This is a genomic window from Alcaligenes sp. DN25 (assembly GCF_023674485.1).
Taxonomy (GTDB): Bacteria; Pseudomonadota; Gammaproteobacteria; order Burkholderiales; family Burkholderiaceae_B; genus Alcaligenes; species Alcaligenes phenolicus.
In genome coordinates, this window is sequence record NZ_CP098408.1 from 705,120 (window position 1) to 730,988 (window position 25,869).

At 55.9% G+C, this 25,869-nt stretch carries 28 protein-coding genes and 1 tRNA gene; 10 read left to right on the top strand and 19 right to left on the bottom strand.

Annotated features, from left to right (window positions below; genetic code table 11):
• Nucleotides 1–4 precede the first annotated feature (4 nt).
• Both NBV64_RS03220 and NBV64_RS03225 read right to left on the bottom strand, forming a co-directional pair.
• Complete coding sequence (locus NBV64_RS03220) at nt 5–256, bottom strand: PP0621 family protein (protein WP_009463238.1); 252 nt, start codon at nt 254–256, stop codon at nt 5–7.
• Nucleotides 249–1,100: a cytochrome C assembly family protein gene (locus NBV64_RS03225; protein ID WP_009463240.1), complete on the bottom strand. Its 852-nt coding sequence runs from the start codon at nt 1,098–1,100 to the stop codon at nt 249–251. Before NBV64_RS03225 ends, NBV64_RS03220 begins: the two co-directional genes overlap by 8 nt.
• A 103-nt stretch (nt 1,101–1,203) precedes the next feature.
• Here NBV64_RS03225 and ffh point away from each other — a divergent pair, with 103 nt between their 5' ends.
• Nucleotides 1,204–2,628 carry a signal recognition particle protein gene (ffh, locus tag NBV64_RS03230; RefSeq protein WP_009463242.1) on the top strand — a complete coding sequence of 475 codons (1,425 nt, stop codon included), beginning with the start codon at nt 1,204–1,206 and terminating at the stop codon, nt 2,626–2,628.
• A 101-nt stretch (nt 2,629–2,729) separates the two neighbouring features.
• On the opposite strand, the gene lysM is transcribed toward ffh, so the two are convergent.
• The 4 genes from lysM to trmB all read right to left on the bottom strand — a co-directional run bounded on the left by lysM (nt 2,730) and on the right by trmB (nt 5,258).
• The gene (gene lysM / locus NBV64_RS03235) at nt 2,730–3,173 is read right to left on the bottom strand and encodes a peptidoglycan-binding protein LysM (protein WP_042482834.1); all 444 of its coding nucleotides are present in this window, start codon (nt 3,171–3,173) and stop codon (nt 2,730–2,732) included.
• A 130-nt stretch (nt 3,174–3,303) separates the two neighbouring features.
• Complete coding sequence (gene thiS, locus NBV64_RS03240) at nt 3,304–3,504, bottom strand: sulfur carrier protein ThiS (RefSeq protein WP_060186249.1); 201 nt, start codon at nt 3,502–3,504, stop codon at nt 3,304–3,306.
• A gap of 42 nt (nt 3,505–3,546) precedes the next feature.
• Nucleotides 3,547–4,494 (bottom strand): prolyl aminopeptidase, encoded by a 948-nt coding sequence (gene pip / locus NBV64_RS03245; protein WP_203145128.1) that lies wholly within the window; start codon nt 4,492–4,494, stop codon nt 3,547–3,549.
• The gene (gene trmB, locus NBV64_RS03250; RefSeq protein ID WP_250756690.1) at nt 4,491–5,258 is read right to left on the bottom strand and encodes a tRNA (guanosine(46)-N7)-methyltransferase TrmB; all 768 of its coding nucleotides are present in this window, start codon (nt 5,256–5,258) and stop codon (nt 4,491–4,493) included. Before trmB ends, pip begins: the two co-directional genes overlap by 4 nt.
• Nucleotides 5,259–5,460: 202 nt before the next feature.
• On the opposite strand from trmB, the gene NBV64_RS03255 reads away from it, so the two are divergent.
• The 3 genes from NBV64_RS03255 (at nt 5,461) to NBV64_RS03265 (ending at nt 7,467) form a co-directional block, all read left to right on the top strand.
• Nucleotides 5,461–5,534: transfer RNA gene (locus NBV64_RS03255), tRNA-Gly, on the top strand.
• Nucleotides 5,535–5,770: 236 nt separating this feature from the next.
• A complete protein-coding gene (locus tag NBV64_RS03260) occupies nt 5,771–6,184 on the top strand; it encodes a helix-turn-helix domain-containing protein (RefSeq protein WP_009461154.1) in 414 nt (137 codons plus the stop codon).
• Between the two features lie 245 nt (nt 6,185–6,429).
• Nucleotides 6,430–7,467, top strand: coding sequence for a DUF72 domain-containing protein (locus NBV64_RS03265; RefSeq protein WP_021446984.1), 1,038 nt, complete (start codon nt 6,430–6,432; stop codon nt 7,465–7,467).
• A gap of 108 nt (nt 7,468–7,575) precedes the next feature.
• Here the strand turns inward: NBV64_RS03265 and NBV64_RS03270 are convergent, their stop codons facing one another.
• A complete protein-coding gene (locus tag NBV64_RS03270) occupies nt 7,576–8,211 on the bottom strand; it encodes a cysteine hydrolase family protein (protein ID WP_009461152.1) in 636 nt (211 codons plus the stop codon).
• A gap of 285 nt (nt 8,212–8,496) precedes the next feature.
• Between NBV64_RS03270 and NBV64_RS03275 the strand changes: the two genes are divergently transcribed.
• From NBV64_RS03275 to NBV64_RS03285, 3 genes are all read left to right on the top strand, one after another.
• Nucleotides 8,497–9,444, top strand: coding sequence for an AraC-like ligand-binding domain-containing protein (locus NBV64_RS03275; protein ID WP_021446983.1), 948 nt, complete (start codon nt 8,497–8,499; stop codon nt 9,442–9,444).
• Nucleotides 9,445–9,688: 244 nt separating this feature from the next.
• On the top strand, nt 9,689–10,099 hold the full coding sequence (locus NBV64_RS03280) for a hypothetical protein (RefSeq protein WP_009461148.1): 411 nt from the start codon (nt 9,689–9,691) through the stop codon (nt 10,097–10,099).
• A complete protein-coding gene (locus NBV64_RS03285; protein ID WP_009461147.1) occupies nt 10,100–10,309 on the top strand; it encodes a helix-turn-helix transcriptional regulator in 210 nt (69 codons plus the stop codon).
• Nucleotides 10,310–10,438: 129 nt separating this feature from the next.
• On the opposite strand, the gene NBV64_RS03290 is transcribed toward NBV64_RS03285, so the two are convergent.
• Nucleotides 10,439–11,212, bottom strand: coding sequence for an SDR family oxidoreductase (locus tag NBV64_RS03290; protein WP_009461146.1), 774 nt, complete (start codon nt 11,210–11,212; stop codon nt 10,439–10,441).
• A 193-nt stretch (nt 11,213–11,405) separates the two neighbouring features.
• Between NBV64_RS03290 and NBV64_RS03295 the strand changes: the two genes are divergently transcribed.
• Nucleotides 11,406–12,308 (top strand): LysR family transcriptional regulator, encoded by a 903-nt coding sequence (locus tag NBV64_RS03295; protein ID WP_060186258.1) that lies wholly within the window; start codon nt 11,406–11,408, stop codon nt 12,306–12,308.
• Nucleotides 12,309–12,376: 68 nt separating this feature from the next.
• Nucleotides 12,377–12,832 carry a GNAT family N-acetyltransferase gene (locus NBV64_RS03300; RefSeq protein WP_009461144.1) on the top strand — a complete coding sequence of 152 codons (456 nt, stop codon included), beginning with the start codon at nt 12,377–12,379 and terminating at the stop codon, nt 12,830–12,832.
• A gap of 132 nt (nt 12,833–12,964) precedes the next feature.
• Here NBV64_RS03300 and NBV64_RS03305 read toward each other — a convergent pair whose 3' ends face one another.
• The 10 genes from NBV64_RS03305 to NBV64_RS03350 form a co-directional block, all read right to left on the bottom strand.
• The gene (locus tag NBV64_RS03305) at nt 12,965–14,104 is read right to left on the bottom strand and encodes a calcium:cation antiporter (RefSeq protein WP_250756691.1); all 1,140 of its coding nucleotides are present in this window, start codon (nt 14,102–14,104) and stop codon (nt 12,965–12,967) included.
• A gap of 311 nt (nt 14,105–14,415) precedes the next feature.
• The gene (locus NBV64_RS03310; RefSeq protein ID WP_009461142.1) at nt 14,416–15,294 is read right to left on the bottom strand and encodes a response regulator transcription factor; all 879 of its coding nucleotides are present in this window, start codon (nt 15,292–15,294) and stop codon (nt 14,416–14,418) included.
• A gap of 692 nt (nt 15,295–15,986) precedes the next feature.
• The gene (locus tag NBV64_RS03315) at nt 15,987–16,595 is read right to left on the bottom strand and encodes a 2-hydroxychromene-2-carboxylate isomerase (RefSeq protein ID WP_009461141.1); all 609 of its coding nucleotides are present in this window, start codon (nt 16,593–16,595) and stop codon (nt 15,987–15,989) included.
• The gene (locus NBV64_RS03320; RefSeq protein ID WP_009461140.1) at nt 16,592–17,920 is read right to left on the bottom strand and encodes an MFS transporter; all 1,329 of its coding nucleotides are present in this window, start codon (nt 17,918–17,920) and stop codon (nt 16,592–16,594) included. Before NBV64_RS03320 ends, NBV64_RS03315 begins: the two co-directional genes overlap by 4 nt.
• Nucleotides 17,921–17,959: 39 nt before the next feature.
• Nucleotides 17,960–18,745 (bottom strand): aldolase, encoded by a 786-nt coding sequence (locus NBV64_RS03325; protein WP_026485007.1) that lies wholly within the window; start codon nt 18,743–18,745, stop codon nt 17,960–17,962.
• Between the two features lie 181 nt (nt 18,746–18,926).
• Nucleotides 18,927–19,106 carry a hypothetical protein gene (locus NBV64_RS03330; protein WP_137430725.1) on the bottom strand — a complete coding sequence of 60 codons (180 nt, stop codon included), beginning with the start codon at nt 19,104–19,106 and terminating at the stop codon, nt 18,927–18,929.
• Nucleotides 19,107–19,119: 13 nt separating this feature from the next.
• Nucleotides 19,120–20,529: a GNAT family N-acetyltransferase gene (locus NBV64_RS03335; RefSeq protein WP_021446979.1), complete on the bottom strand. Its 1,410-nt coding sequence runs from the start codon at nt 20,527–20,529 to the stop codon at nt 19,120–19,122.
• 370 nt (nt 20,530–20,899) lie between these two features.
• Nucleotides 20,900–22,069, bottom strand: a complete 1,170-nt coding sequence (locus NBV64_RS03340; protein WP_009461136.1) for a YncE family protein — start codon at nt 22,067–22,069, stop codon at nt 20,900–20,902.
• 131 nt (nt 22,070–22,200) lie between these two features.
• Nucleotides 22,201–22,674, bottom strand: coding sequence for a nucleoside deaminase (locus NBV64_RS03345; protein ID WP_250756692.1), 474 nt, complete (start codon nt 22,672–22,674; stop codon nt 22,201–22,203).
• A gap of 174 nt (nt 22,675–22,848) precedes the next feature.
• Nucleotides 22,849–23,685: a bifunctional allantoicase/(S)-ureidoglycine aminohydrolase gene (locus NBV64_RS03350; protein ID WP_009461134.1), complete on the bottom strand. Its 837-nt coding sequence runs from the start codon at nt 23,683–23,685 to the stop codon at nt 22,849–22,851.
• Between the two features lie 231 nt (nt 23,686–23,916).
• Between NBV64_RS03350 and NBV64_RS03355 the strand changes: the two genes are divergently transcribed.
• On the top strand, nt 23,917–24,822 hold the full coding sequence (locus tag NBV64_RS03355; protein ID WP_021446976.1) for a LysR substrate-binding domain-containing protein: 906 nt from the start codon (nt 23,917–23,919) through the stop codon (nt 24,820–24,822).
• 42 nt (nt 24,823–24,864) lie between these two features.
• Here the strand turns inward: NBV64_RS03355 and NBV64_RS03360 are convergent, their stop codons facing one another.
• Complete coding sequence (locus tag NBV64_RS03360; protein ID WP_009461133.1) at nt 24,865–25,761, bottom strand: cation diffusion facilitator family transporter; 897 nt, start codon at nt 25,759–25,761, stop codon at nt 24,865–24,867.
• Between the last annotated feature and the right edge of the window lie 108 nt (nt 25,762–25,869).

Genomic DNA, 25,869 nt, shown 5'->3' on the forward strand with positions numbered 1-25,869 from the left:
GGCGTTAACTGCGTGGGCCGCGCTTGGCGTGTTCCAGGCTGCACCAGGTGTGATGATTGCTCATCAAGGCTTCGGAGCGTGGCAGATAAATCCCACAGTGTGCACAACGGACCATTTCTTCAGCAGCGCCTTGCTTGCGCGGGGGACGCATGGTGGGATTGGGTGGATTGCGCTTGCGGGCCTTGTTTTGCGACACGATGCGGGCAATGATCATGGCCGCCAGGATGGCGACAACCCAAAATAAGACTTTACCCAATTTTCCCTCGTTGCAAGATGACGTCTAGTACAAAGTGGCTGCCTGTATAGGCCAGCAGCAGGAAGGCAAAACCGGCCAAGGTCCAGCGCAAGGCAACGCGACCACGCCATCCATACTGTTTTCGACCCCATAATAAGCCACCAAATGTAACCCAGGATAGCAAGGTAAAGACAGTTTTGTGGTCGGCGGGCAAAAATTTACCGTCTATTGCCATGGAGACGGCGGCACCGCTCAGGATCGTGAAGGTCAGAATCACAAAAGAGACACGGATCAGGCGAAACAGCAGCTCCTCTTGCACCAGCAGGGGCGGCATGGTGTCCAGAACCCGGCTGAACAAACCGCGTTGCTCCTGATGAAGAATAGGGCGGTGCAACTGACGGTCCAGAGCCGTCATCAAGACGGCGTGCAAAGCCGCTACGGTACTAAGCCCATAGGCGACCAGCGCAATCATCAAGTGAATACGTAGCCATTCATTACCCACATGGTTGACGATATGGCCTTCGGGAAAGGCCATGGCCAGCAGGCTGACGATTGTGGCTGCAGGCAGTAGAATGAGCAGCAGGCTGTCCAGACGCAGATACAGGCTTTGGAACCAGAACACCACCATGCCCAGCCAGATTGCCGCTGACAGGGCCAGTGCCCAGCTCAGATGCAGCCCCTGAGGCAGCACAATAGTCAGTAGCAGGCCCGCTCCGTGCACAATGATGGCGCAGAGCAAGGCCACCCGGCTGGGGGCGTTCAGTACGGTTCGGGTGCTGCCGCGAGTCAACGGACGCCAGAGAGAGATCGACAGCACGATGTACGCCAGTGCGGCGAGCAAGTGAAATACAATACTTGCAGACATAAGTCCCGGATTTCCTGAAAAACGGTACGGGGCGTACCTCAAGTGGCCATTTTATTCTTATTCGTAGACCACACGATAACCTAGTTTAAGCGAACCCAGTCCTATGTTTGAAAATCTGACCCAGCGTATGTCGCGTGTGGTGAAAACCATGCGCGGACAGGCTCGTCTGACCGAATCCAATACTCAGGATATGTTGAGGGAAGTGCGTCTGGCTTTGCTGGAAGCGGACGTGGCCTTGCCCGTCGTGCGCGAGTTTGTCGCACGGGTCAAAGAAAAGGCGCTTGGTGTTGAAGTTGCCGACAGCTTGAATCCTGGCCAGGCACTGGTGGGTGTTGTTCACCAGGAGCTGACCAATCTGATGGGCGCAGACCTGGGTGACAACGCCAGCGAACTGTCCCTGGCGGCTCAGCCTCCCGCGATTATTCTGATGGCCGGTCTGCAAGGTGCGGGTAAAACCACCACCACCGGTAAGCTCGCCAAATGGCTGAGCGAAGGCGGCCACGTTCAGCATGGTCGCAAGACAGGCAAGAAGAAAGTTCTGGTGGTCAGTGCCGACGTGTATCGTCCAGCCGCTATCGAGCAGTTGAAAACCGTTGCCGCCCAGGTGGGCGTCGAGTTCCTGCCGTCGGATCCTAGCCAGAAACCAGCCGACATTGCCCGTAATGCCCTGGATCACGCCAAGCGTCATCACTTTGATGTGCTGATTGTCGATACGGCCGGTCGCCTGGGTATTGACGAAGAAATGATGCGCGAAATTCGCGCTCTGTACGATCTGCTGAACCCGATTGAAACCTTGTTCGTGGTCGATGCCATGCAGGGGCAGGACGCGGTCAACGTGGCCAAGGCCTTTGCTGATGCCTTGCCGCTGACGGGTGTGGTGCTGACCAAGCTGGATGGTGATGCACGTGGTGGTGCGGCCTTGTCCGTACGTCATGTCACCGGCAAGCCGCTGAAGTTTGTGGGTGTTTCCGAAAAGCTGGATGGTCTGGAGCCATTCCACCCCGAGCGTATGGCTCAGCGCGTGCTGGGCATGGGCGATATTGTTTCGCTGGTTGAGCAGGCCCAGCGCAATATCGACATCGCCGAAGCGCAGAAGATTACCGACAAGATCAAATCGGGCGACAAGTTCGACCTGAATGATTTCCGTGACCAGCTGCAGCAAGTCAAGAAGCTGGGTGATATGGGCTCCTTGCTGGAAAAACTGCCTGCCCAGTTCTCGCAAGCCGCGTCCCAGTTGCAAGGTGGTCAGGCTGAACAGCAATTGCGTCGTACGGAAGGGATCTTGAACTCCATGACCCCGGCCGAGCGTGCCAAGCCCGAACTGCTCAAAGCCTCGCGCAAGCGTCGTATCGCTGCCGGTTCTGGCGTGCCAGTGCAAGAGGTCAACCGCTTGCTCAATCAGTTCGAGCAAATGCAAGGCATGATGAAGCAGATGAAAAAAGGCGGCATGGCCAAGATGATGCGCGGCCTGGGCGGTATGGGTGCCTTGAAAGGTCTGGCTGGCAAGGGTTTCAAAGGCTTTCGCTAAGAAGCGCTTGGAGCTTGCCGCAAGGGCGTGAATTGCTCTGGCAGGACCATCAAGAAAAAAGCCCGCATACGCGGGCTTTTTTTCGTCCTGAGCTGTTGTTGTTACAGCGCAGGAATACGCAGTACCTGACCGGGATAGATCTTGTCAGGATGGCTGAGCATAGGCTTGTTGGCTTCAAAAATAACCGTGTATTTTGCGCCGTTTGCCTTGCCGTAGTGGGTTTCAGCAATTTTCCACAGGGTGTCGCCCTTTTGTACGGTGTACATGGTGGCTTCTGCGGAAGGCTGAGCAACGCTGAGCTGGTTGTCGACTTGAGAGACACCCAGGGTGTTACCCAGAGCCAGCACAATTTTTTCGGCTTGTTCGGTGGAGGCTGCTTGGCCGCTAACTGTGACTTTGTCGCCATCAACCGTCAGATTCAGACCATCGGCGGAAAGTTGGTGTTTGGCCAGTTCTTTCTGGAGTTCGTCAGCTGTTGCTGCTTTGGCTTCGTTGGCACCAAAGAGTTTTTCGCCGACATCTTTAAGAAAACTGAATACGCCCATCGCTTTGCTCCTGAAGTTAGGGTTCTACGGCTGCCTGCTTGATGGCAGGCGAGACGGCCCATTATGACCTCATTTTTATCCCCGAAGCCGTAGCTGAATGTCAGCAATTGTGCATTTTAAAGGGCGAGTATCAGCCGCCACCGACGGCAACCACGATTTCAATGGTGTCGCCTTCTTTGATCGGGGTGCTGGCGTGCTGGCTTTTGGGCACGATATCGCCGTTCAGTTCCACGGCAATACGCTTGTTCTCGTAGCCCAGCTCGATAATCAGCGTGCCAACCGTGTCGGAGTTTGCCAGAGTCTTGCTCTGGCCGTTCAGGGTAATGTTCATTCTTGTCTCTGGATATGGTCCGGCCAGGGCCGGACGAGTGATTCAGATGGCAAATTTCTGGGTGGCGGCCAGCAGCCGGGCCAAAATGCCGGGTTCGTCGTAGGCGTGGCCTGCGTCCGCAACCATATGAAATTCTGCTTGGGGCCAGGCGCGATGCAGTTGCCAGGCTGTATGCGCCGGAGTGCACACATCATAGCGTCCCTGCACGATGACACCGGGAATGCCATGCAAGCGGTGGGCGTTTTTCAGCAACTGATCCGGCTCCAGAAAACCCCGGTTCATGAAATAGTGGTTTTCAATACGCGCAAAGGCCAAAGCGGCTTTATCACTGGACTTGGCGTCCAGGTGATTCTGGCTGGGCAAGAGCGTGATGGTATTGCTTTCCCATTGCGACCAGGCGTGCGCGGCCCGTAACTGCACAGCGGGGTCATCGCCTGTCAGACGCTTGTGGTAGGCGGTAATCAGGTCCCCGTGCTCTTCCTTGGGAATGGGGGCCAGATACTGTTCCCAGATATCGGGAAACAGGCGCGAGGCACCTTCCTGATAAAACCAGTGCAGCTCTTCAGGACGGGCCATGAAGATACCGCGCACAATCAGTTCGCTGACGTGCTCGGGGTGAGTCTGGGCGTAGGCCAGCGCTAGAGTCGAGCCCCAGGAGCCGCCAAACACCAGCATCTTGTCGGCCTTGAGCTTTTCCTTGCGCAGCCGCTCCATGTCCTGAACCAGATGCCACGTGGTGTTGTTCTCCAGGCTGGCATGAGGGTAGGAACGCCCGCAGCCGCGCTGATCAAACAGCAGCACATTGTATTTTTGCGGGTCGAACAGGCGACGGTGATCGGCAGAACATCCTGATCCCGGCCCACCGTGCAAGAAAATGGCCGGTTTACCTGCCGGGTTGCCGCAGCATTCCCAGTAGATATGGTGCCCATCATCGGTGTGCAACGTGCCTTGGGCGTAAGGCTCTATAGGCGGGAACAGGGTAGCGCTCATTGTACTTTCTTGGGCCAGTTCAGTTCAGGGGTAGGGGTGTCATTGCGGGTGAAGATCAGATCCCACACGCCATGACCCAGACGCAGCCCACGGTTCTCGAACTTGGTCAGTGGACGGAAGTCGGGGCGGGGTGCGTAGCCTTCGTGCGTGTTGCTGAGCATGGGCTCGGCGGACAGCACTTCCAGCATTTGTTCGGCGTAGTTTTCCCAGTCGGTGGCGCAATGGATGTAACCACCGGGTTTCAGACGGCTGGTCAGCAACTGAATAAAGGGCGATTGCACCAGACGACGCTTGTGATGGCGCTTCTTGGGCCAGGGGTCGGGGAAGTAGATATGAATACCGGCCAGCGAGCCGGGAGCGATCATGTCGCGCACCACTTCCACCGCGTCATGCTGGATGATGCGGATATTGCTGATCTGGTTGTCATCAATGCGCTTGAGCAAGGCTCCGACACCGGCATTAAAGACTTCCACGCCCAGGAAATTGTCGTCGGGACGAGCCTGGGCAATTTTCTGGGTGGTTTCACCCATGCCAAACCCGATTTCCAGAATCAGGGGATTGTCATTGCCAAACACCGTTTCCGGTTTCAGGATGTTGTTGCGGTAGCTGATCGACCACAGGGGCAAGAGGCGCGCCAGGGCTTGTTCCTGGCTGGGCGTAATGTGCGCGCGCCGATGAACAAAGCTACGGATATGGGTCTCGCCGGAATTGCTGTTCGCGACATTGGGCGACAGCAGGGATTGTTTTTCGTTGCTGGAGGTCATGGTTGTGGCGCGGGCATCAGGAATGGCTCGCGTATCAGCTAAAAGCGGGAAAACTCTATTGTAGTGAGTCTTGCCGCCGAATTCATGTGGTGGCGCGCGAAAAAGATAGGGCCGGGGCGACGCATGAAGAAAAGATCGCGCTATAATTTTCGCTTGCCCATTCGCGGGATCGTCTGCTTTTGAGGCAGACCTCTCCATCAGGGCGGGTGTAGTTTAATGGTAAAACTGATGCTTCCCAAGCATCCGTCGTGGGTTCGATTCCCATCACCCGCTCCAGTTCTGATATCTCCCCCAATACTTTTATCGGCTGTTCACCGCACTGTCGCGTGATGAGCATATTGGCCATTTGCTTGTACAGGTGTCTTGTAGCGCTGTGCCGCTTCTTGGCGTGTGATCAAGCACCTGTACCCACTTGGGTATGGAGAGTTTCACTGAAAGCATATACTGCGTCCTTATTGTTCATATTTGAGTTCTTATGATTTATATTTGTTCATATATGAATGGATAAAAATATGACTGATTCAGAGAATAAAAATGCTCCTCGTAGTGTCATCTCCCGTCCTGTAGACCGTGCCTTGCTGCGGCTGGGGCGGGATATCTCTGCGGCTCGCCGTGCGCGACGATTAAGCCAAGAGGATTTGGCCCAGCGTATTGGTACGTCGTTGAGCACAGTCCGGCGCATGGAGGATGGTAATGCCGGTACTGCCTTGCATACTTTTTTAAGCGCTTTGCATGTGTTGGGACGCTTGAATGATGTGACTAAAGTAATGACCATGGAAAATGATGCCTTGGGGATGGACTTGCTGCGTGAGCAGTTGCCCCAGCGCGTCAGGCGGCCACGACGTATCAAAGCGGATCAAACCTCGGGGGCCAAGTCGCAAGATGATTCGGCCTCTGTGAATCCTGACAAGTTGGAAGGTTTCTGATGACGACACGATCTACCAAGCGCTCAGACCTGGAGGTGCACCTGGGTTCCAGGTTCCAGTGCGCATGTTGTGGGACACCATACTTCAGGTTAACGGTGAAGGAAGCAGAAGCAATCTGGGCGGAGATTGTTCAGGCTGTTAGTCGTTGCCGTAGCGTCGCCAAAGGGCTAGGCATGCAAAGTACGGATCTGGTGGATTTTGAGCCGGCATTTGCTTAACTTCATTCCCATGGCACTATACCCAGCATGCAAGAAGATCTTTTCGGCGATGCCATTCCTCAGCCACCCGCCTCAAAGCCCGCTGCTCCTTCCCGACGCAAAATCACCAAAGTCAGCCTTGCTGCTTCCGCGCTGGAGCTAAGCGATCTGGCCGCCCAGCTTCCTGAAGCCTTGCGTTTCGGTGTCTCCACCTGGTCTTACCCTGGTTGGGAAGGCTTGATCTGGGATGGCGAGTACGAGTCGAGTATCTTGTCCAAGCACGGCCTGGAGGCCTATCACCAGCATCCCTTGATGCGCACCGTCTGTGTGGATCGCACCTTCTGGCGTCCTTTGACGGTCACGCAGTATTCCGCCTATGCCGCTCAGGTTGATGAAGATTTTCGCTTCGTTGTGAAATGTCCTTCCATGATTACGGATGCCCAAGTTCGTGATGAGCAGGGCAAGGTACGCAAATCTAATCCGGACTTTCTGGATATTCGTCTGGCTGTAGAGCAGTTCGTGCAGCCTGCAGTCGAGGGCTTGCGTGCCAAGTTGGGCGTCTTGGTCTTCCAGTTAAGCCCTCTGTCCTGGGGCTGGTTGAATCGTTCGGCAGAGTTGTTCGACAAGTTGGGGCAGATGCTGGCAGCGGCGCGTGAGGCTTTGCCGCAAGGCTCACAGGTGGTGCTTGCGGTAGAGGTAAGAGATCCAGAGCTGTTGACTCAACATCTTGTCGATACGCTCAAGGCCAATGGCGCGACATTTTGTCTGGGGCTGCATGGCAAGATGCCGCCGATTGAAGAGCAACTGCCCGTCTTGCGCGCCTTGTGGCCGGGACCCTTGGTGTGTCGCTGGAACTTGAACCGGGAGTTTGGTGCTTACGGCTATGCCGATGCTCAAAAAAAGCATACCCCATTCGATGCCATTGTCAGCGAGGACGTGCATACTCGCACGGTGCTGGCCCGCACGATTCGCGGGATCACGGGGGCGGGGCAGGCGGCGTATGTGACGATCAGCAATGATGCGGAAGGCTGTGCGCCGCTCTCCATTCAGCGGCTGGCGCAACTTGTTGTGGCACAAGAAAAATAACCACAGGTCTTGAGAAGCGAGCCTCACAAGTGGGGCGGTTCACAAGACCTGTGGTGCTGCCTGATGAGCTGGAGGCTCAATGCATGCGGGTTCTGGTCCGGTTCGTGATTATTGTCTGGATTTGTGAATCAGCTCATCCGTCGTCATGACATGCGCGGTGGATACTGCCAGCACCCCCAAGGTGACGCGGTGTACTTCTTCAGCCGGAATCGCCCCAAAGCCCATATCCGGGTAGTTGTAGGTGCCTGTGGCATCAGAGATAAAGGCCACTTTGTAGCCATGGAACATGGCATCGCGAGCCGTAGCGTGGCAGCAGTTTTCGGTGGTCACGCCGGTGATGACAACGGTGTCGATCTTCCGAGTACGCAAGATGATGTCCAGGTCGGTGCCAAAGAACGCGCTGTACCTGTGCTTCTTGATGACGACTTCATCCCCCTGTGGGGCTACTTCGGGGTAGATATCAACGCCCGCTGTCTCATCTACCAGCCCCACCTGGTTTTGAATCGGAGGGTAAATCTCTCCGAACAGGCCCATATCGCAGCCGTTGCGGCGGTGGGCGTGGGCGGTGAAGATCACTTCCATGCCAGTTTGGCGAGCGTGGCCCAGCAGTTTTTGCAGGCGGGGCATCAACTCCATGCCCATGGGTGTTTCCAGTGGGGCGCCGGGTGCGATGAAGTCGTTCTGCATGTCGATCACAATGACCGCCGTGCTGCTGGGGTTGATTTGATCAATTTGAATAGCCATTTCATTCTCCTTTGGTTTGCTCACGGCCGGGCGACTGTGTATTTGGTATTGCCGCTGCCGGTGTCATAGACGCTTGTAGAGTAGGAGGGTGGCGCAGTTCTGGCTTGGCTGCCACTGCCAGTTTTACGTTTTTTTTGACTGTGCCTGCCATCCTGGACAGTACACGGGCAGGGAGCTGAGGCTTGGTATTGTCAGGGCTTGTCTGTCTTTGGGTAATGGACGTAATCTTGTTGAAAAACGATTAATCCATCGGTGCAGATAGCCCCGATTATGGAGACTGAACCTATGACAGCGATCATAGCGGTCAAGCCCGGAGACAGCTTTGAGCACTGGCACGAGGTCACTTGCAGGCAGTTTTCACAGACCGAGTGCAGCCAGATTGCCCGGCCCCAGTTTCAGGCGCGGGTCACCCTCACTAGTTTTGGTGGTTTGGGCCTGAGCAGCATCTGGTCTGCCACCCCTCAGGGGGAGGCGATACGGGTGAGCAGACGGCAGGCCGATATCCGTAAAGATCAGCGCGACTGTTTCATGCTGTGGCTCATGCTGGATGGTCATATTCAACTGAGCCAGGACGGACGCTACGTCAGCCTGGGAACAGGGGATCTGGTACTTCAGGATCAATCTCGGCCTTTTGATCTGGAGCTGGGCTCTTTGGCTCACGCGGCCATGGTCATGATTCCCCGCCCCTTATTGGCATCGCGCTTGCCCTCGGTGGGCAATCTGGCAGCGCGTCGTATTGCAGCCAACTCGCGTCTGGGGCCGATGGCTGGTGCCTTGGTCAAGCAACTGCTTGGTATGGGGGAGGCGGCAGCGGACGGTATGGATCAGCGTGTGACGGCTTCTGTGCTGGATATCTTCTCCGCGGTATTCGAGTCTGACGCTCCTGCGCTTTCTCGGGGTACTCGTCAGGAGCGGCGGCTGGAGCAGGTTCAGGCTTATATGCGTGCACATTTGCATGATGATACGCTGGATGTGGACCAGATTGCCCGTGCTTCGTCTATGGCGACTCGCACTTTGTACCGACTCTTTGCTTTTGAGGCGACAACCCCCATGCAATGGCTGTGGGAGCAGCGTTTGATCCATAGCTACCGTTTGCTGGAGGGCGGGAAACCTAAACGGGTGACCGAAGTGGCCATGGCCTGTGGCTTCAAGGACCTCTCTCATTTCAGCCGTCTATTTCAGGCGCGATTTGGGCAATCTCCCTCGACGCTAGGCTACACGGGCAGGTCTTGAACTTAGCCTGTTCAAGTGGCTTTATATCCAGGCTGCGTGTTTGGGGGTAGCAACGTGCGCAGGTGCCAGCTGCAAATCTCGTTTTTATGGTCAGAACGTGTAGGCCCAGTTAGACCAGCCAGCCAATCGGAATGCTTGCTGGTTGACTGGCTCTATATTCAAAAATGTAAAGTAAACATTACTTATTGACAAGTAGTGTTGACTTCTATAAAGTCAGGTTTACTTTACATTCAGGTGCTTAACCATGCTTGCCAACCGGAACTCTTCCTCTGCGCCGTCACCAGGTCGCAGCTATCTGATTCGCACTTTGCTCTTTATGGGCGTGTATATCCTGGTCAATGCCTTGACCATTCTGGGCCTGTTTGACAGCCTGCTCGGTCGGCCTGTTGGTTGGCTGATTGCCATAGCCGTCGCCTTGCCTGTGGCCGGACAAGTCTGGGCCACCTTGCGCTTGATGGCGCAAAGCGATGAGTTCGTGCGGGTGATCGTGGCCAAGTGTTTTGTGCTGGCCTCAGGCGCAACCTTGACCTTGTGGACAGCCTGGGGCTTTGGGGAAACCTACGCCGCTGCGCCCCATATTCCTGCCTGGCTGATTTACCCCTTCTTTTGGGCGGTGTTCGCTCTGGTTTCACCCTTTGTCCGGACTAGCGATTAAATGAAAAATCGATTGCGTGTATTGCGGGCCGAGGCGAACTGGACGCAGGCAGATTTGGCGGAGCGCTTGGGGGTGTCCCGGCAGGCGGTCAATGCGCTGGAAACGGGCAAACATGCACCGTCCCTGGATTTGGCATTCAAGATTAGTGCCTTGTTCGAGCAGACCGTAGAAGATATTTTCGAGAACCCGTATCAGGAATCTCGGGTTTGAACGCGGTTACGTTCTGGCTGGCATTCCCACTTGTGGATGCCTTTTGGACATCCATGCGCAGGTATTGAGAAAAGCCAGTGCTCAAGCCCGAAGCAGTGATCTTGCAGGCTCAGACACTGGCTTGCCTTCTTACTTGGTGGTGTAACCACCGTTGATCAGAATGGTCTGGCCGGTAATCCACCAGCCGTCACTGACTAGATGACGGATAAAGGGCACAACATCTTCAATGTCCGTCAGCCCGGTCTTGGAGTAGGGAGACAGGGCAGCCGCGGTCTTGTGATAGGCCACGGCATCCTCGCCCTCGGCTGGATAGAAGAAGGGCGTATCCATAGGACCAGGGCCCACCGCCGTGACGGAAATACCGCGTGCGCCATATTCTTTGGCGGCGGCGCGGGTGTAGTGTTCTACCGGCGCTTTGGTGCCGGCATACGCGGCGTAAAAGGGGGTGAAGGCACCCAGCAGGGATGTGACCAGGGTGCAGACTTTACCATTGTCCTGTACGTGTTTGCCGGCTTCTTTCAGGAAGAAAAAAGCAGTTTTAGAGTTGATGTCGCTCATCTCCTCGTACTCAGCTTCACTCACTTCGGTCAGTGGCTTTTTCAGTACTTTGCCCACCGTGTTGATGGCGATATCAGGGCGGCCAATTGCGGCGACGGTATCGCTAAACAGTTTTTCCATGGCACTGGCCGAACGCAAGTCGGCCTGGAAGGCGACGGCTTGTGCACCAGTTGCCTGGATGGCTTTGACGGTGGCTTCGGCATCCGCTTTGGAGCTGTCGCTGTTGTAGTGAATGGCAATGGCGCTCGCTCCTTGCTCTGCCAGGTCGCGGGCGATCAGGCCGCCCAGATTCTTTGCCCCGCCTGCAATCAGAACGGTTTTACCTTTGATGCTGTGCTTTGCCATGATGACTCCTTGCTAGTGTGGGCTGCGGGCTGCAAGCCTTTTCGTTTTTTCATGATATAAGTCGCTGAAATTGTTTAAATCATCTAGTTCTGACATCATTTGTCTGAAAAAACGAACAATACGCACCGCTGCTTGAGTCAACCGGGTCTAGCAGTTCAGCCCGTGTTTTGCTGCTGCTTATCTGGAGAAAGTTATGGACCGCATTGACCTGTTTCGCATCTTTACGCGGGTCGTGGAGTGTGCCAATTTCACCCGCGCGGCGGATACCTTGGGTATGCCGCGCTCTTCGGTGTCGGCCGCCATTCAGGAGCTGGAAGGGCGAGTGGGCGCTCGCCTGTTGAATCGCACCACGCGCAAAGTCACAGTCACGCAAGATGGTGCGGCGTTTTACGAGCGCTGTCTGCGCGTGATTGCTGATGTGCAGGAAACCGAAAACCTGTTTCGCCAAGCCAGTGTGGGGCCTAGTGGCACGATCAAGGTGGATGTGCCGGGGCGGGTAGGCCGCCTGATTGTGGCACCTGCGCTGCCGGAGTTTCTGGAGCGCTATCCGCATGTCCATGTGCATCTGGGCGTGACGGACCGCGAGGTGAATCTGATTGAGGAGCAGGTGGATTGTGTGCTGCGCGTGGGACCATTAAGTGATTCGGGCCTGATCGCCAGAAAAATGGGCAGCTTGCCCTTGATCAATGTAGCCAGCCCCGCTTATCTTGCCCGTTATGGCATGCCCCAGACGCCAACGGATCTGGAGAACCACCAAGTGGTCCGTTATGCCTCGCCCACCAGCGAGCGTGTGGCTCCTTGGGAGTGGATGGAGCAGGACAAGCGTCAGGTGCTGGATCTGCCAGGTCGTGTGACGGTGAATAATGCCGAGGCCTATATCGCCTGCTGTCTGTCCGGCTTGGGGCTAATTCAGATCCCTGCTTACGATGTGCAGGCGCATTTGCAATCAGGTGAATTGGTGGAGGTGCTGCCGGATCACCGTGCCGCTCCCATGCCCATGTCCTTGCTGTATTTGCATCGCCAACACTTGTCGCGCCGTTTTCAGGTGTTTGCGGATTGGCTGGAAAATTTGTTGCGTCATTCCGCCTTGGAATGAGGCTGGTCTCGAACGTTTTTGTCTGGGGCTGCTCCAAGCTGCAGCGGACAACTCAAAACGGGGTAGCGATGGAAATCAGAAGAATTCGTGCGACGGACTGGGACTGGATACAGCAATGGTTCCAGGACGAGGACTTGAACCGCGAGTTGGGGCCACTGGATCAGGAGTGGCTGGAGCACGTGTTGAACCAAAGCGATGGCGTCCAGCTGGTTGCCGAGCAGAACGGTCAGCCCATTGGTTTGATTGGGTGTGCCTGGGGAGACGGGCGAAATCTGCCACATGCAATTACCGATATTGCCGTTGCGCCGCCATTACGCGGCAATGGTCAGGCCGGAGCCATGCTGGAAGCGGTATTGGCTTGGCCAGGCCATCCCCCATGTCGTAAATGGGTGGCTTTTGTGTTCCCCGAAAACCAGCGTGCCTGCCGCTTTTTTACACGCTTGGGTTGGGAACACGTGGACTTTGCCGATGGTATGAACGAGTTCGAGTACAAGTGTGTTCGTTCGGAACCGGATCGATCCTGAGCAGCTCGGTTTCTGTCAGTAAATCATGGACCTTGAGTGACAGGCGCTTGGGCCACGAAGGCCCGTTATGCTTGTCTGTCCCGTTGGATAGGTGCAAACAAAGCTGGTTTGGCTCTGTTTGCCTTGTTCTTCTCAGGGATAAAACAGCAGCAGCCCGAACACGGCGAAAACCATCAGATGCATATAGCCTTGAATGGGTGAGGTTCGCTTGCTGCTAAAGCTCAAGATACTGAGCAGTGCCGTGATCAGAAACAACACGATTTCCATATTGCTGATGCCCATGATCACTTGCTTGCCGGTGATCAGACCAATCATCAGCACCACTGGCACAGTCAGCCCCACGGTAGAGACGAAGGCACCCAGACACAGATTGATAGCGCGCTGCATTTCATTGTTCATGGCCGCCTTGATCGCAGTGATGGACTCCGGGGTGAATACGATAATTGCGATCAGTACACCGCCGACGGCAACGGGGGCGCCCGAGGCGGCGATACCGTAGTCCGTCACAATGGCCAGATGGTGTGCCAACAGGACGATAGGCAGGATCAGGGCGATCAGCACCAGACTGCGTATCAGCATCGCGCGAGTCGCCTGGGGATCACGCGATGTGGGTGTCGTATCTTCAGTGCTTTGAATCGCCTGATTGGGCTGCACATAGTCATGGCGGTGACTGCCCATTTGCAGATACAGAAAGATGGCATAGACCAGGCCCGTCAGAACCGAAATGCCAATGGCCTGGGTGGTGCTGAACTCGCCCGCATTGCTGGTGTAGTTGGGCAGAATCAGGCCCACACTGGTCAGCAAGACGATCATGGACAAGTAGGTATTGGTGCCTTGGCGATTGAACTCCTGATCGCCATTGCGCGCTGCGCCGGCAATCAAACACAGGCCGGTGATCAGGTTCAGGATGATCATCATCACGGCGTAGATCGAGTCCCGACCTATGGTGGGAAAGTCGCCCGGCCCCAGCAGTACCGAGGCAATCAGGATAACTTCGATCAGCACAATGGACAGGGTCAGGATCAGGGTGCCGTAGGGCTCGCCCAGTTGGTGGGCCAGGTGGTCGGCTTCACGGACCACACCAAACGAGGCCGTCAGGATAGTCACGAACAGCACCAGAAAGACGATGGCCGCCGTGGTGCCGTTCAGGGAGTCTCCCAGCCATTGCCCGCCGAAAATCATGAACAGGACAACAATGGACCAGGAACCGAGCAGACGCAGCCAGGTGATGGGAGTAATGAGTTGAGTTGAGGGTGATGCAGGGTGGGCCATCGTGGATGCTCCGCCAAAGAGGTAGGGCCGTCCCTGTACTGAAAAGGCAGATCCAGGTCGTCCCGGATCTGTTTTGAATTGAACTATTCAAGTAGCCACGATTTTATCACCTTGCCCCCTGGCGGCAAGTGCAGACCCTCTGAAACCGGATTTGTGTGGCGTGCAGCCATCTTTTTCTGTATCTGGCCAAGGTGGAGGTGTGAAGGGCGGGTTCCTTTATCACCTTCCTGGCATTGTTTCGTTCAACAGTTTTATTTTTATGTGAGTCTGGCTCGAGTCTCCTGTGGACCTTGTTCTTTTCCTGTTGCCATTTACGGCGGACACCACCCAGATGAGAAAACAGGTGGGCCCATGGAGCGAATACATGGTGTGTTTTCTGTATAGGGTTTGTTCTTCTCCATAGCCTGGCGGAATTTTCCGGGAGACACTCCCGCATACGTTTTGAATGCGGTAGAGAAATTGGCCGGGCTGGAAAATCCTAAATCGGTCGCAATCACATCAATTTTCAAGGCCGTAGTCTTCAGCAAATACTCGGCCCGATACATACGCTGCAATCGGATATAGCTACTTACACTTAAGCCAAAATTACGCTGAAATATATTCATGATTTTTCGACGCGAAATCTTGAACATATCGCACAGTTCTTTTTGACTGGGCGGCGCACCCAGATTGGCATCAATGGTTTTCTGAATGGCATGGATCAGCATGCTGGTTTCGGCTGTCGTGCTGGGCCGCTGGCTTGGCATCTTGCCCGGCACAAGTGCAGGCGCCATCTGCTTGGGGCAGCGCAAGGGCACGTTGATACGTTCTTTTACTTCATCGACCGCATACGGATTGCCAATGTAATCAACCGCACCAGCCTTTAGAAAAGTGACGCATTCATCGCTGCTGCCATCCATGCGTGAATCCAGAACGATGATGGGGATTTGGGCCGTGGCTTTTAATCCTTGCAACATATGGGTCAAGGACAAGGCGTCTATCCCCGTCAATTGCTTATCCATCAGGATAAGTTCGGGTAGCGTTAATTGGGCCTTGGTATATCCTTGCACTCCGTCCGCAGCAACAGAAACCCGAAAAGCACCAGCCAGCAGGGCTTGAAGAAGTTGTTCGTGCTGTCTAGTGTTATTGGAGATCAGCAGAATCCTGATTTTTTGATCTGGCTGATACTTTATAGTGGCGTATTTGTTCAATATAAAGCCCCGCGCCCTTCTTCTGACGAAGACGGCTACCTTTACTGGCATTGCTCAAGTAGCCAATTTCCTCAGAATACAGACTCAATGAATAGATAAAATCTATCGATATGATTCGTACGGCAGACATAACATTCTGTATCAATGGAAAAAGTAAATTTTCAAAATTGCTCATTGCATTTCATTTTTGGCAGGCGGCATGCCGAAAGCCCGAAACTCGGGCCTTAAGGCGGACCCAAAAGTCCAATTTCAGGAATGCTACGCTGGCGTATCGGTGAATTTTCCTGGCAGGAAAAGGCGTGATTCTACGGCTTTTACCTCTGAATAAAGGACTATGTTCAGGCAGGCCAGCCGCGGTTTTGCCCGCACTAGTGTGCATCTGGATGAGGTCGTCCGGGGAAGATTGTGAGGCTCTTTGGGTGACGATTTGTTCAAGCAGCAAGCGCAGCCCGTAGCGAGGCGTTTATTCGCCGCTTTTTTGTTAGATTTTGACCAAGTACGGATGCTCGCCGTTGATGACTGTTAGGGCTATTAGAGCGATTTCGGTATAGACCGTTTGAATCATTTTGATGGCTTGGGGGCAGGGTTTGAGCCTGCGAACCAAGCTGTAAACAAGTAGAGCGGGGCAAGGTAGATAAACCTTGCCCCGCCCTTGTTTTAAAAACAGTCAGGCTTGGTGTCGGGCTTGTGCTTCAAGCTGGCGCAGGATGCAGGGCGATGGCTTCGTCCAGCATGTCCAGCCTGTCCTGACCCCAGAACAGTTCGCCCTGATACACATAGGAGGGCGAACCGAAGACACCGGCTTTAATGGCCTCTTCGGTGTGGGCTTGATACTGCGCCTGCATCAGCGGTGCCTGTTTCAGCCAGTAGTCTGCATCCAGCTGCTGTGCTTGCAGGATTCGAGCCAGTTGCGTGGGGTCAGCAATGTTCTGCTCCTCGCACCATTGTGCCCGCAAAATGGCTTTGTACAGATCCAGCACCGGCATACCAGCCTGATTGATAGCAATCACCAGGGTGGAGGCCAGCGTGGCGTCTGGGCACATGAAGCGCGGTGTGGGATTTACCTGTATGCCCAATTTGCGACACCAGCGTTTAAGCTCTGCAATGCGATAAGCCTGACGTTCTGGTGAGCGCTGTCCCAGCAGGACACCGCCTGTACGTGCATAGACTTGCGGCAAGTCCACGGGTTTGTAGTGGATAGGGATGCCATGCTTGCGAGCAATCGCTTCCAGTCTGTCGGCTCCCAGGTAGGCCCAGTCCGAATTCATCCAGAAGTAGTAGTGAATACCGGCTGCGTTCATGTGCGTACCTTTCGGCTGGATAGGGCGGGAAGAGAGAAGTGCGTCGGCCCATGCATGAACCAGGTACTGGCAAAAGCAATCAGACCCAGCGCGCTCAGGTACCAGACGATGTAGTCGGGTTGACCGTCGCCATAGGCCAGCAGGGAGGTCGCCACCAAGGGAGCCAGGCCGCCACCGATGGCACCGGATACCTGCACGGCAATGGAGATGCCGCTGTACCGCACTTCAGGTGGAAATTGCGTGGAAAACAGGCCACCTTGCGGGCCATACAGCGCGGCATACACCAGCCCAATCGCAATCACCAAAGCCAGGGTGATGGTCCTGGAATCCAGGCTGCCCAGCATGGAAAAGAAGGTGGAGGAGAATGCCAGCATGCAGATCGTGCCTGCCATAAAGACCCATTTGAAGCCGATTCGGTCGCCCAATACGCCAAACAGGGGCATGGTGAACAAGGCCGCGAAGGCACCCCAGACGGTGGCATCCAGCATGACGCTGCGCTCTACTCCCAAGGTGGTGGTGGCGTAAGCCAGGGCAAAGGTCACCACGGTGTAGAACCAGGTCACTTCTGCCAGACGGCCTCCCACGACCAGCAGGACTTCGCGTGGGTAATGACGCAGAACTTCCAGAGCAGGAATCGGAACCTGTTTGCCCTTTTTGCTCATTTGCTCGAAGTCAGGGGATTCGGCCACTTTGGCACGTATCCACCAACCCACCAGCAGCAGGGCGACGCTGGCCAGAAAGGGCAGGCGCCAACCCCAGGACAGCATGTCTTCCTCTGGCAAGCTGGCGACGGCGCCCATAGCCAGGGAAGACAGGATCAGGCCGGGGGCAACCCCTGTTTGCGGCAAGCTGCCAAAAAAGCCCTTTTTGCCTTCCGGGGCATGTTCAACCGCCATCAACACGGCCCCGCCCCATTCTCCGCCTACTGCGATACCTTGCAGAAAGCGCATCAGCACCAGCAGCACAGCGGCCCAGTAGCCAATGCTTTCATAAGAGGGAATCAGGCCGATCAGGATGGTGGGGATCCCCATTAGAAAGAGCGTGATCAGTAGCATGGATTTGCGGCCCAACTTGTCGCCAAAATGGCCGAAAACAAATCCTCCTAAAGGACGAGCGAAAAAGCCCACAGAGTAGGTGGCAAAGGCCGCCAGTGTGCCCGTAATCGGGTCAAAGGCGGGGAAAAAGATCTTGTTGAAAATCAGTGCGGCAGCGGTGCCGTACAAGAAAAAGTCATACCACTCTATGGTGGTTCCCATCATGCTGGCCAAGCCAGCGGTAACGTATTGGCGCGACGAACGCGCCTGTCCATTGTTAGGCATCGTCATGGCGACCTCCTGGTGGAAGCGGGGTATTGGTTGCGGGCGTCAGCGAGTTTTAGTTAAGGGCGCAATGCCTTGGGTCTGACGGGACCAGTAGTCAAAGGTAGCGTTAACAATGGAGGGCTTGAGCAGATAGTCGTGCGCTTCGGCCGCCAAGGTATCGTCCACAGGGGTAAGTGGGCCAAAGGCCGCTTGTGCACGCACTTGCAGACGTGCGGCGCGTTCCAGATACACCGACAGGTACGTGGCTTCCTGGCAGCTTTTACCTGCGGTCAGATAACCGTGGTGGGCCAGAATAATGGCACGCTTGTCACCCAGGGCTTTGGAGATGATGACACCTTCCTGATCGGCAATGGGCACGCCAGGCCATTCGCCCAAAAATGCACAGTCATTATGCAGAGGCGTCATGTCCATTTGCGAAATTACCAAGGGCTGGCGGGCGGTGGCCAATACCGTGGCCCAGGGCGAGTGTGTATGGATGATGGAATTGACGTCGGGGCGAGCTTCGTAGACCCACAGGTGAAAGCGTGTGGCCGGGTTGGCCATGCCTTCGCCGCTAAGGGTATTCAAGTCGCGGTCAACTTCAATGAAGTCTTCGGGGGTGGCTTCGTCAAAACCCAGACCAAAGCGCAAGGTCCAATACGCACCGGGGCGCTCGGAACGGACGCTGATCTGGCCGGCCAAACCAGCTTCCTGCTCGGTCATGGCCAGGATGCGGCAGGCAAATGCCATGGTTTCGCGGGTGTCGCGTTGCACTTGCTGTAGATGAGTGGCCATCTCTTTGGTGGCGCGTTCATCAAAATAGGATTTGTCTCTGAGTGGGGTATCCATGTGCTTGTCTCCTTTGGTAGGCCTCGTCGATCCTTGTGCCGACGATGGGATTCATTGTCTTGATTTACATCAAGAGGAGCTATGCGCGCTGGCTCATAGCTCCTATTCCATTTGCTTGGGGCCTTATCAAGGAGACGAGCCCGGCAGTGGTGCCGGGCCGGGAGACAAGCGCTGGGGCTGCTTAACCCTGGCGCCAGCGGGAGCGCTCGCGGCGTCGCGAGCGGGACCAGGGATGTTGCACCTTATGCGGCTGTGGCCGGGGGTCGGGTGGATGTCGCGTGTCATTGCTTTCCACGGGATTGGAGTCCGGTTTAGGCGAGTCCAGAAAGACATTGATGGAACAATCGCAATCGAGGTACATGGACAGTCCTTTGTCAACGTGAAGAAAGGGGAGGCGGTACGCAGGCTCCGTTCCGGACCTGGGAGGCTCCCGAAAAAAACGTGTCGTAGCTTTCTTGCAGGGCATGCAGGACCATTTCGGGGTAATGGTCATGCTCGGTGGGCAGACGCAATTGCAGCTGTGCCAGATGCTCGTTGTCCTGCTGCCCGCCCCACTGCTTGTGATAGTGGCCGTGCTGATAGCCGCGCAGTTGGCGCAAGCGGTTCAGGGCATTCTTGCCCGCGTAGGAGTGGTAGAGCGTGTCCAGTGTCAGACCACAAAGAGCAGCCAGTTGGGCAAAGCCGCTGAAATCGAACTGGCGTGTCTCCAGAACGCGCAAGGTAAAGCGTTCCAGAGCCGTCATGATGGCCGTAGAGTCGCTGGCGGTGGCTGATGCGTGCTGGAGCTGATCCAGTGCGGTGGCGGCTTCTTGCTCGCGCAGCGCATCGTTGGCACGCAGTACATCGCACAGACCAAAATGCAGGATGTCGATCAGCTCCAGTTGGAGTTGCGGCAGATTGCGCTCGCTATGCTGCCACCACTTCCAGTCCAGGTAATCGGCCAGCTCCGCACATTCCACCCAGATCGCCCGGTAGTAGTCCTGCTTGGCCACTCGCCAGTTCGGATCAATCAACTGATTCAGCTCGGTTTGCAGGGCCAGCATTTGCTTTAAGCGGCGGGCGCCGGGACCGGCTGGAGCGACAGTTATTTGCTGCCCCAAACGATGTTTCTGACGACCTTGATCGTCAAAGTTTTCAGGTGCCAGCCAGGCCTGGAAATTCGCTTTCAGGGCTGGCCAGTCCTGGTCGGTAATGGAGAACCAGGCTGTATCGCGCGAGCGGCCCTTGTACACAATCGCCTGACGGAAGATACCTTCATAACGAAAGCCCAATCGTCGTGCAGCGGCTTGGGAGGGGGCATTGTGTGTGTCGCACTTCCATTCGTAGCGACGGTAGCCCAGTCCATCAATTGCATAAGCCATCAACAGGTAGTGGGCTTCGGTGGCCATACGGGTTTGTTTCAGAGCGGGCGACCAGGCTACAAAGCCCACTTCAATGCAGCCGTTTTGTGGGTCGATCCGCATCAGGGACAAGGTGCCCAATGCGCGACCCGTGGTTTGTTCGACGACGGCGTAATGCACGGCATTGCTGGCCTGGCTGATGGTTTGCAGGTGCTGGTCGAACTGTGCGCGGTTGTTAAAGGGGCCTACAGACAAATAGGTCCAGTCGCGGCCATCGCTGGCGTTGCTGTAGGCCTCGTACAGGCTGTCGCCATGTTGTTCCGGGTTCACGGCTTCCAGACGGCAGTATTTGCCGTGCAGAACGCAGCGTGCTGGCTGCGGGCGGGCCTGCCAATGAGGGAGCGAGGGGCCAATAGGCTGGTGATACGCGTTCAGCTGAACCATGACTTGTCTTCAATAGAAAACGCTCCAGAAATGCCAATCTGTGGCACAGCTGGAGGCGGGAAAGGGAGTGTGGGGCCGGGAGACAAGAGGCGTCTTGCTAGGCCACTAATTGATTCTATTGAGCAAGTGGCCGGTTGCAGCAATCCGCTTTGCTGCTTGTTTCCAGACCGCATTGCTAAAACAGCGTTGAAACGCCCAAGAGCCAGTGATGGCGGGCCTTGGCTTAGAGCTTGAACAGCGGACAAAACTATCCTGCGGCCAAGGCACAGATGAGGGGCAGGCCGCCTGGCAGACCAAAGTGGCAGGTACAAAAAAAGCCGAGCTGCCTTGTGGGCAGTCTCGGCTTGGGACCAGGCTTTAAGCCAGGGGCTTAGAGCTGATTCAGGTTCAGACGCAGAACGCTGTCCTTGGCACCTTTCAGGTAGTGCGGGCTCTTGTCGCCATGAGGGATTTTGATAGTGACAAAAGCGGTCTGGCCGTCAGCGCTCAGCGTGACGCTGTTGGGGTGCACAGGGGCGCTGATACGGTGTTTAACAGCCAGGGTGTTGGCATCCAGAATGGTGACCGAACCGGTACCGGCTGGTGTTTCACGATCCACGCCACGGTTGGTGGCGATCAGCTCTTTGCGAGCGTCGTTGTACACGATATCCAGCAGCCCCAGACCCACTTCAGCCGTGTTTTCCACTTTGCCGGAGCTGGTGTCGAATTGGTAGATCTTGCCGGTATTGGCGTCAGCACCAAACAGTTTCTTGCCATCCGCGCTCAGGGCGATGTTCACGAAGAAGTGGCGGGAATCTTCACGTTTATCGCTTTTTGCATCGCCAGTGGTGAAGCGCTGTTCGATAGCGCCGGTGGCCGGGTTGATGACGGCAATTTCATCCTTGCCGCCGTGGCCCACGAACAGACGCTTGGTGTTGGCATCGTAGGCAGCGCCAGCAGGCCACAAGCCCACGTTATCGATATTGTGCAGGATACGACCGTCGGCGCCATCCACAATCCATACGCGGCCTCCTTCGGAGGGATTGGTCACGAAGATGCGGTTGTCTTGCTCGTCAATAACGACTTTACGGGTGTGTTCCCAGCCGCCCTTGTCTTCTTTTTGACCCAGTTGGATCAGTTGCTTGACGGTGCCATTCAGGCTGTTGATTGCCAGCAGCGAGCCGTCCAGGGTGTTGCCCACGTACAGAGTGTGAGTTTTCTGGTTCAGGCCCAGTGCAAAGGCACGGCGCGGCAATTGGATCAGTTGCGATTCACGCAGCGTGTCCTGGTCCAGAACGTGCAGGAAGCCAGCAGCACGGTCTTCAAACAAAGGAGTAGCAGCAACAAACAACTGCTTGCTGTCCTTGGCAGCCAGAATTTCGTAGGCACCATCAATGGTGTCCTGACGGAAAGTGACCTGTGCCTGAGGCGCAGTCGCATTAAAGGACGATGTTTGGCCCGCTTGTTGCGATTGCGGTGCAGTCTGGCATGCACTGAGCAGCAAAGCGCCCATTACGGAGGCAACAATCATTTTTAAAGAGGCTGGGCGGGACGCAATCATGTATTTCCTTTGGGATTCAATAAATGAGAATCGTTACTATAACTGCTCTGTTTTATAAACTTTTCTGACTTGTCTGTCTATGTAAATACGCAAAACCCTGCTTGATGGCAGGGTTTTGAATGGTCTTTGTTTTAGTCCTGGTTGGAGCCTTGCCCAAACCGGGCTTGCCAGGCTTCATACACTTTGCGTTTTTCAGGCAAGGGCAGGTGTTCCATTTTTACGCCCTGTTTGCCAAAGTTCTGCTGCATTTTTTTGTAGAAGGATTCGGTGGACCAGCCAAAGGGCTCGCCTTCCTCATCGTCGGCGCAATACACCACGCGCTCCACGCCCGAGGCGATCATGGCGGCCATGCACATGGGGCAGGGGATGCCGCTGGCATACATGGTGCTGCCTGCATGGCTGCTGCTTTTCACGTTCTGGCTGGCAGTACGCAGCGCCTGGATCTCAGCGTGCGCGGTGGGGTCATGGGCAATGTAGGTCTCATTTACCCCTTCGGCCAGAACTTGACCATCGCGGACCAGCACTGCGCCAAAGGGCTGGCCGCCGCGGGCGACATTCTCTTCGGCGATCTGGATGGAGCGCAGCAGATAGTGTTTATCGTTCATGTTTTTCTCCTGTAGAGAAGCAAGGTTGGAATGAGCCTTGAAACCAGAGTCCCTATTTGCGCCTTGTGGGACACCTGCGGGCACAGGCGGCATCAGGGGGACGCGTTCCGGTTTGGCGTGTTTGTAATGCAAAACAGCCGCTGACGGGCAGCGGCTGTTCTGTTTCAGACCCTATTAGCGAGTGCCGCCAAGTGTCAGATTGGCATGACGGTTTACGTCTTTGTACAGCAAGTAGCGGAAACGGCCTGGTCCGCCTGCGTAGCAAGCCTGCGGGCAGAAAGCGCGCAGCCACATGAAGTCACCGGCTTCCACTTCAACCCAGTCCTGGTTCAGACGGTACACCGCCTTACCTTCCAGAACGTACAGACCGTGTTCCATCACGTGCGTTTCAGCGAAAGGGATCACGCCACCGGGTTCAAAGTTCACGATGTTCACGTGCATGTCGTGACGCAGGTCGGACATGTCGGTGAAACGGGTGGTGCTCCAACGGCCTTCGGTGCCAGGCATGACGCCAGGTTTCACGTCTTTTTCGTTGGTCACAAAGGCTTCAGGGGCATCCAGGCCTTCCACACGCTGGTAGCGCTTGCGAATCCAGTGGAAGTTGGCCAGCTCGCCCGTGCGGTTGTGCAAGGTCCAGTTGGTGGAAGGAGGAATAAAGGCATAGCCGCCTTCTTCCATGATGTGCTTGGTGCCTTCCAGAACCAGTTCCAGCTGGCCCTTGACGACAAAAATCACGCCTTCGGCTTCGGGGTCGGACTCAGGATTGTTGCTGCCACCCTGTGGGCCTACTTCCATGATGTATTGGGAGAAGGTCTCGGCAAAGCCGGACAGAGGACGTGCCAATACCCACAGACGGGTATTTTCCCAACCGGGCAGGAAGCTGGTCACGATGTCTTGCAGCACGCCTTTGGGCAGCACGGCATAGGCCTCGGTGAACATGGCGCGGTCCGTCAGCAACTGAGTCTGAGGAGGATGGCCACCTGGAGGGGCGTAGTAATTGACTTTGGACATGTTGATTCCCATTGAAATTCAGTAAGGAAAAATCTGTCGAACGGCACGGCGCAATCCCGGCGGCTGGCAAAAGGCACAGGCGGGATGTCGTTGTAATGCGCGGGACCAATACACCTTAACGACTGCTGGTGATATTTACAAATTAAATGTATAAATCTCTAGTATTTGTTTTTTGAATAAACGGGCGGCGGGGTGGATTACCCTGGCGGATTTCAGAAAGGGTTTGAGCATATGGATCATCAACTATCAAGCAGTCCCAGCCTGAACCGGCCCTTGTACGACCTGGACCTGCTGCGGGCCTTGTTGACGGTAGTCGATTGCGGCAGCTTCACGGCGGCCGCAACGCGTTTGCATTCCACACAGTCCACGATCAGCCAGAAAGTGCGGCGCCTGGAGGAACTGGCCGGGCTGCGTCTGCTGGACCGGGCCAGCCGGGGCGTCAGCACGACTGAAGCGGGGCAGACCCTGTTGGGTTACGCCCGCCAGATGCTGGCTTTGAATCATCAGCTGTCTGAAGCCCTATCCGGTTCTCTGGTGACTATTTCCGTGCGTCTGGGCGTGCCTGAGGACTTTACCAATGGACAGACCATGCGGGCCTTGGCGGGCTTCAACCGTCGCTTCCCGCAGGTGCGTCTGGAAGTCAGTAGCGGCCTGAGCAGCGACCTGCTGGCCGCTTACGATCAGGGTGAGCTGGATCTGGTGCTGGTCAAGCAGCGTCACAATGCCCGTGAAGCGGTGGCTTGTCTACCCGAGCAGACGGCCTGGGTGGATAGTGCGACTGATCCGGTCTTTCATCTGGACCCCATCCCCTTGGTGACCTTCCCGCGTCGGGGTGTGTATCGAGAGGAAATCATCAGTGCTGTCGAGTCCTTGGGACGTCGTTGGCGTATCAGCTTTACCAGTTCCAGCTTGAGCGGTATTCAGGGGGCGGTGGCAGACGGGATGGGGATCAGCTTGCTGCCGCGGCGTGCGGTGCGCGATGACCATGTTGAATTGGGCCAAGCACAAGGTCTGCCCCGTATCGATGCTTTTGAACTGGCGATTTTGCATCGGCCTCATGCCAATGAGATGGTGACGGCCTTGTCCCGTGTACTGGTAGAGATGCTGGCACCCGAGAGCGCCCGCCGTCCTGGATAGCCTGCTGTTGGGCTGGCGAGGCTCGTAGAGCTTAGACAGGGTTTAGCGCTTGGGTGTGACCGGATCAAAGTGCGTCATGACATCCAGCACGGGCTCTTCGGCCATTACACGGTCCCGTGCGGCCACGGCAATGGCATGACCTTGTGCAATAGTCAGGGTGCCGTCCATTTCCAGATCCACTTCTACCCAGATCATGTCACCCAGCTTGCGGGTTCTTAGCTGGTGTATGCCTTCCACACCGGGGGTCTCGCGCAAGAGCTTGGCAATGCGCTCTTCCGTTTCCTGATCGACCGCTTTATCGGTCAGGTCGTGAAATGCGCCAATAGAAAACTTCCAGCCCATGCGCAGAATCATCAAACCCACAATACTGGCGGCCAAGGGGTCGCCCAAGGGCAGACCTGCCAGGTTGGCCATCACCCCGACGCTGACGACCAGCGAGGAGGCTGCGTCGGAGCGCGCGTGCCAGGCATTGGCAACCAGCATGGTCGAGCGCAAGCGCTTCGCGACACGCAACATGTAGCGAAACAGGAGTTCTTTACTACAGAGCGCGATGAAGGCAATGGCCAGGGCAATCGGGTGTACTGCTTCGATGCTGCTGGGGTCGCGCAAGGAAGACACGGCATTCCATAGCATGCCCAGTCCGACGGCCAGCAAGAGGCCGCCAATGGCCAGGGTGGCCGCCGTTTCGTAGCGCAAATGTCCGTAAGGGTGATCTGCGTCCGGACCTCGACGGCTATGGCGGTTGGCGATCAGCACTACAAAGTCCGACAGCAGGTCGGACAGGGAGTGGATGGCGTCAGCAATCAGGGCCTGCGAATGAGCAAACAGACCCACCACAATTTGCAGCACGCTCAAACTGATATTGACGATGACACTGACCCAGGTGGAGCGCTGTGCACCAAGGTGCCGATCCAGTTCAGTAGGGGGGATGTTTTCCATGCCAAGAGGTCCTTGCATTCAAAGCAGCAGACTGTGCATCAATACAGCAGTTTCAAGATAAAGAGTGTATCGGCTTTCCGGGGTTACGGGGCGCTGAAAGGGGCTTGG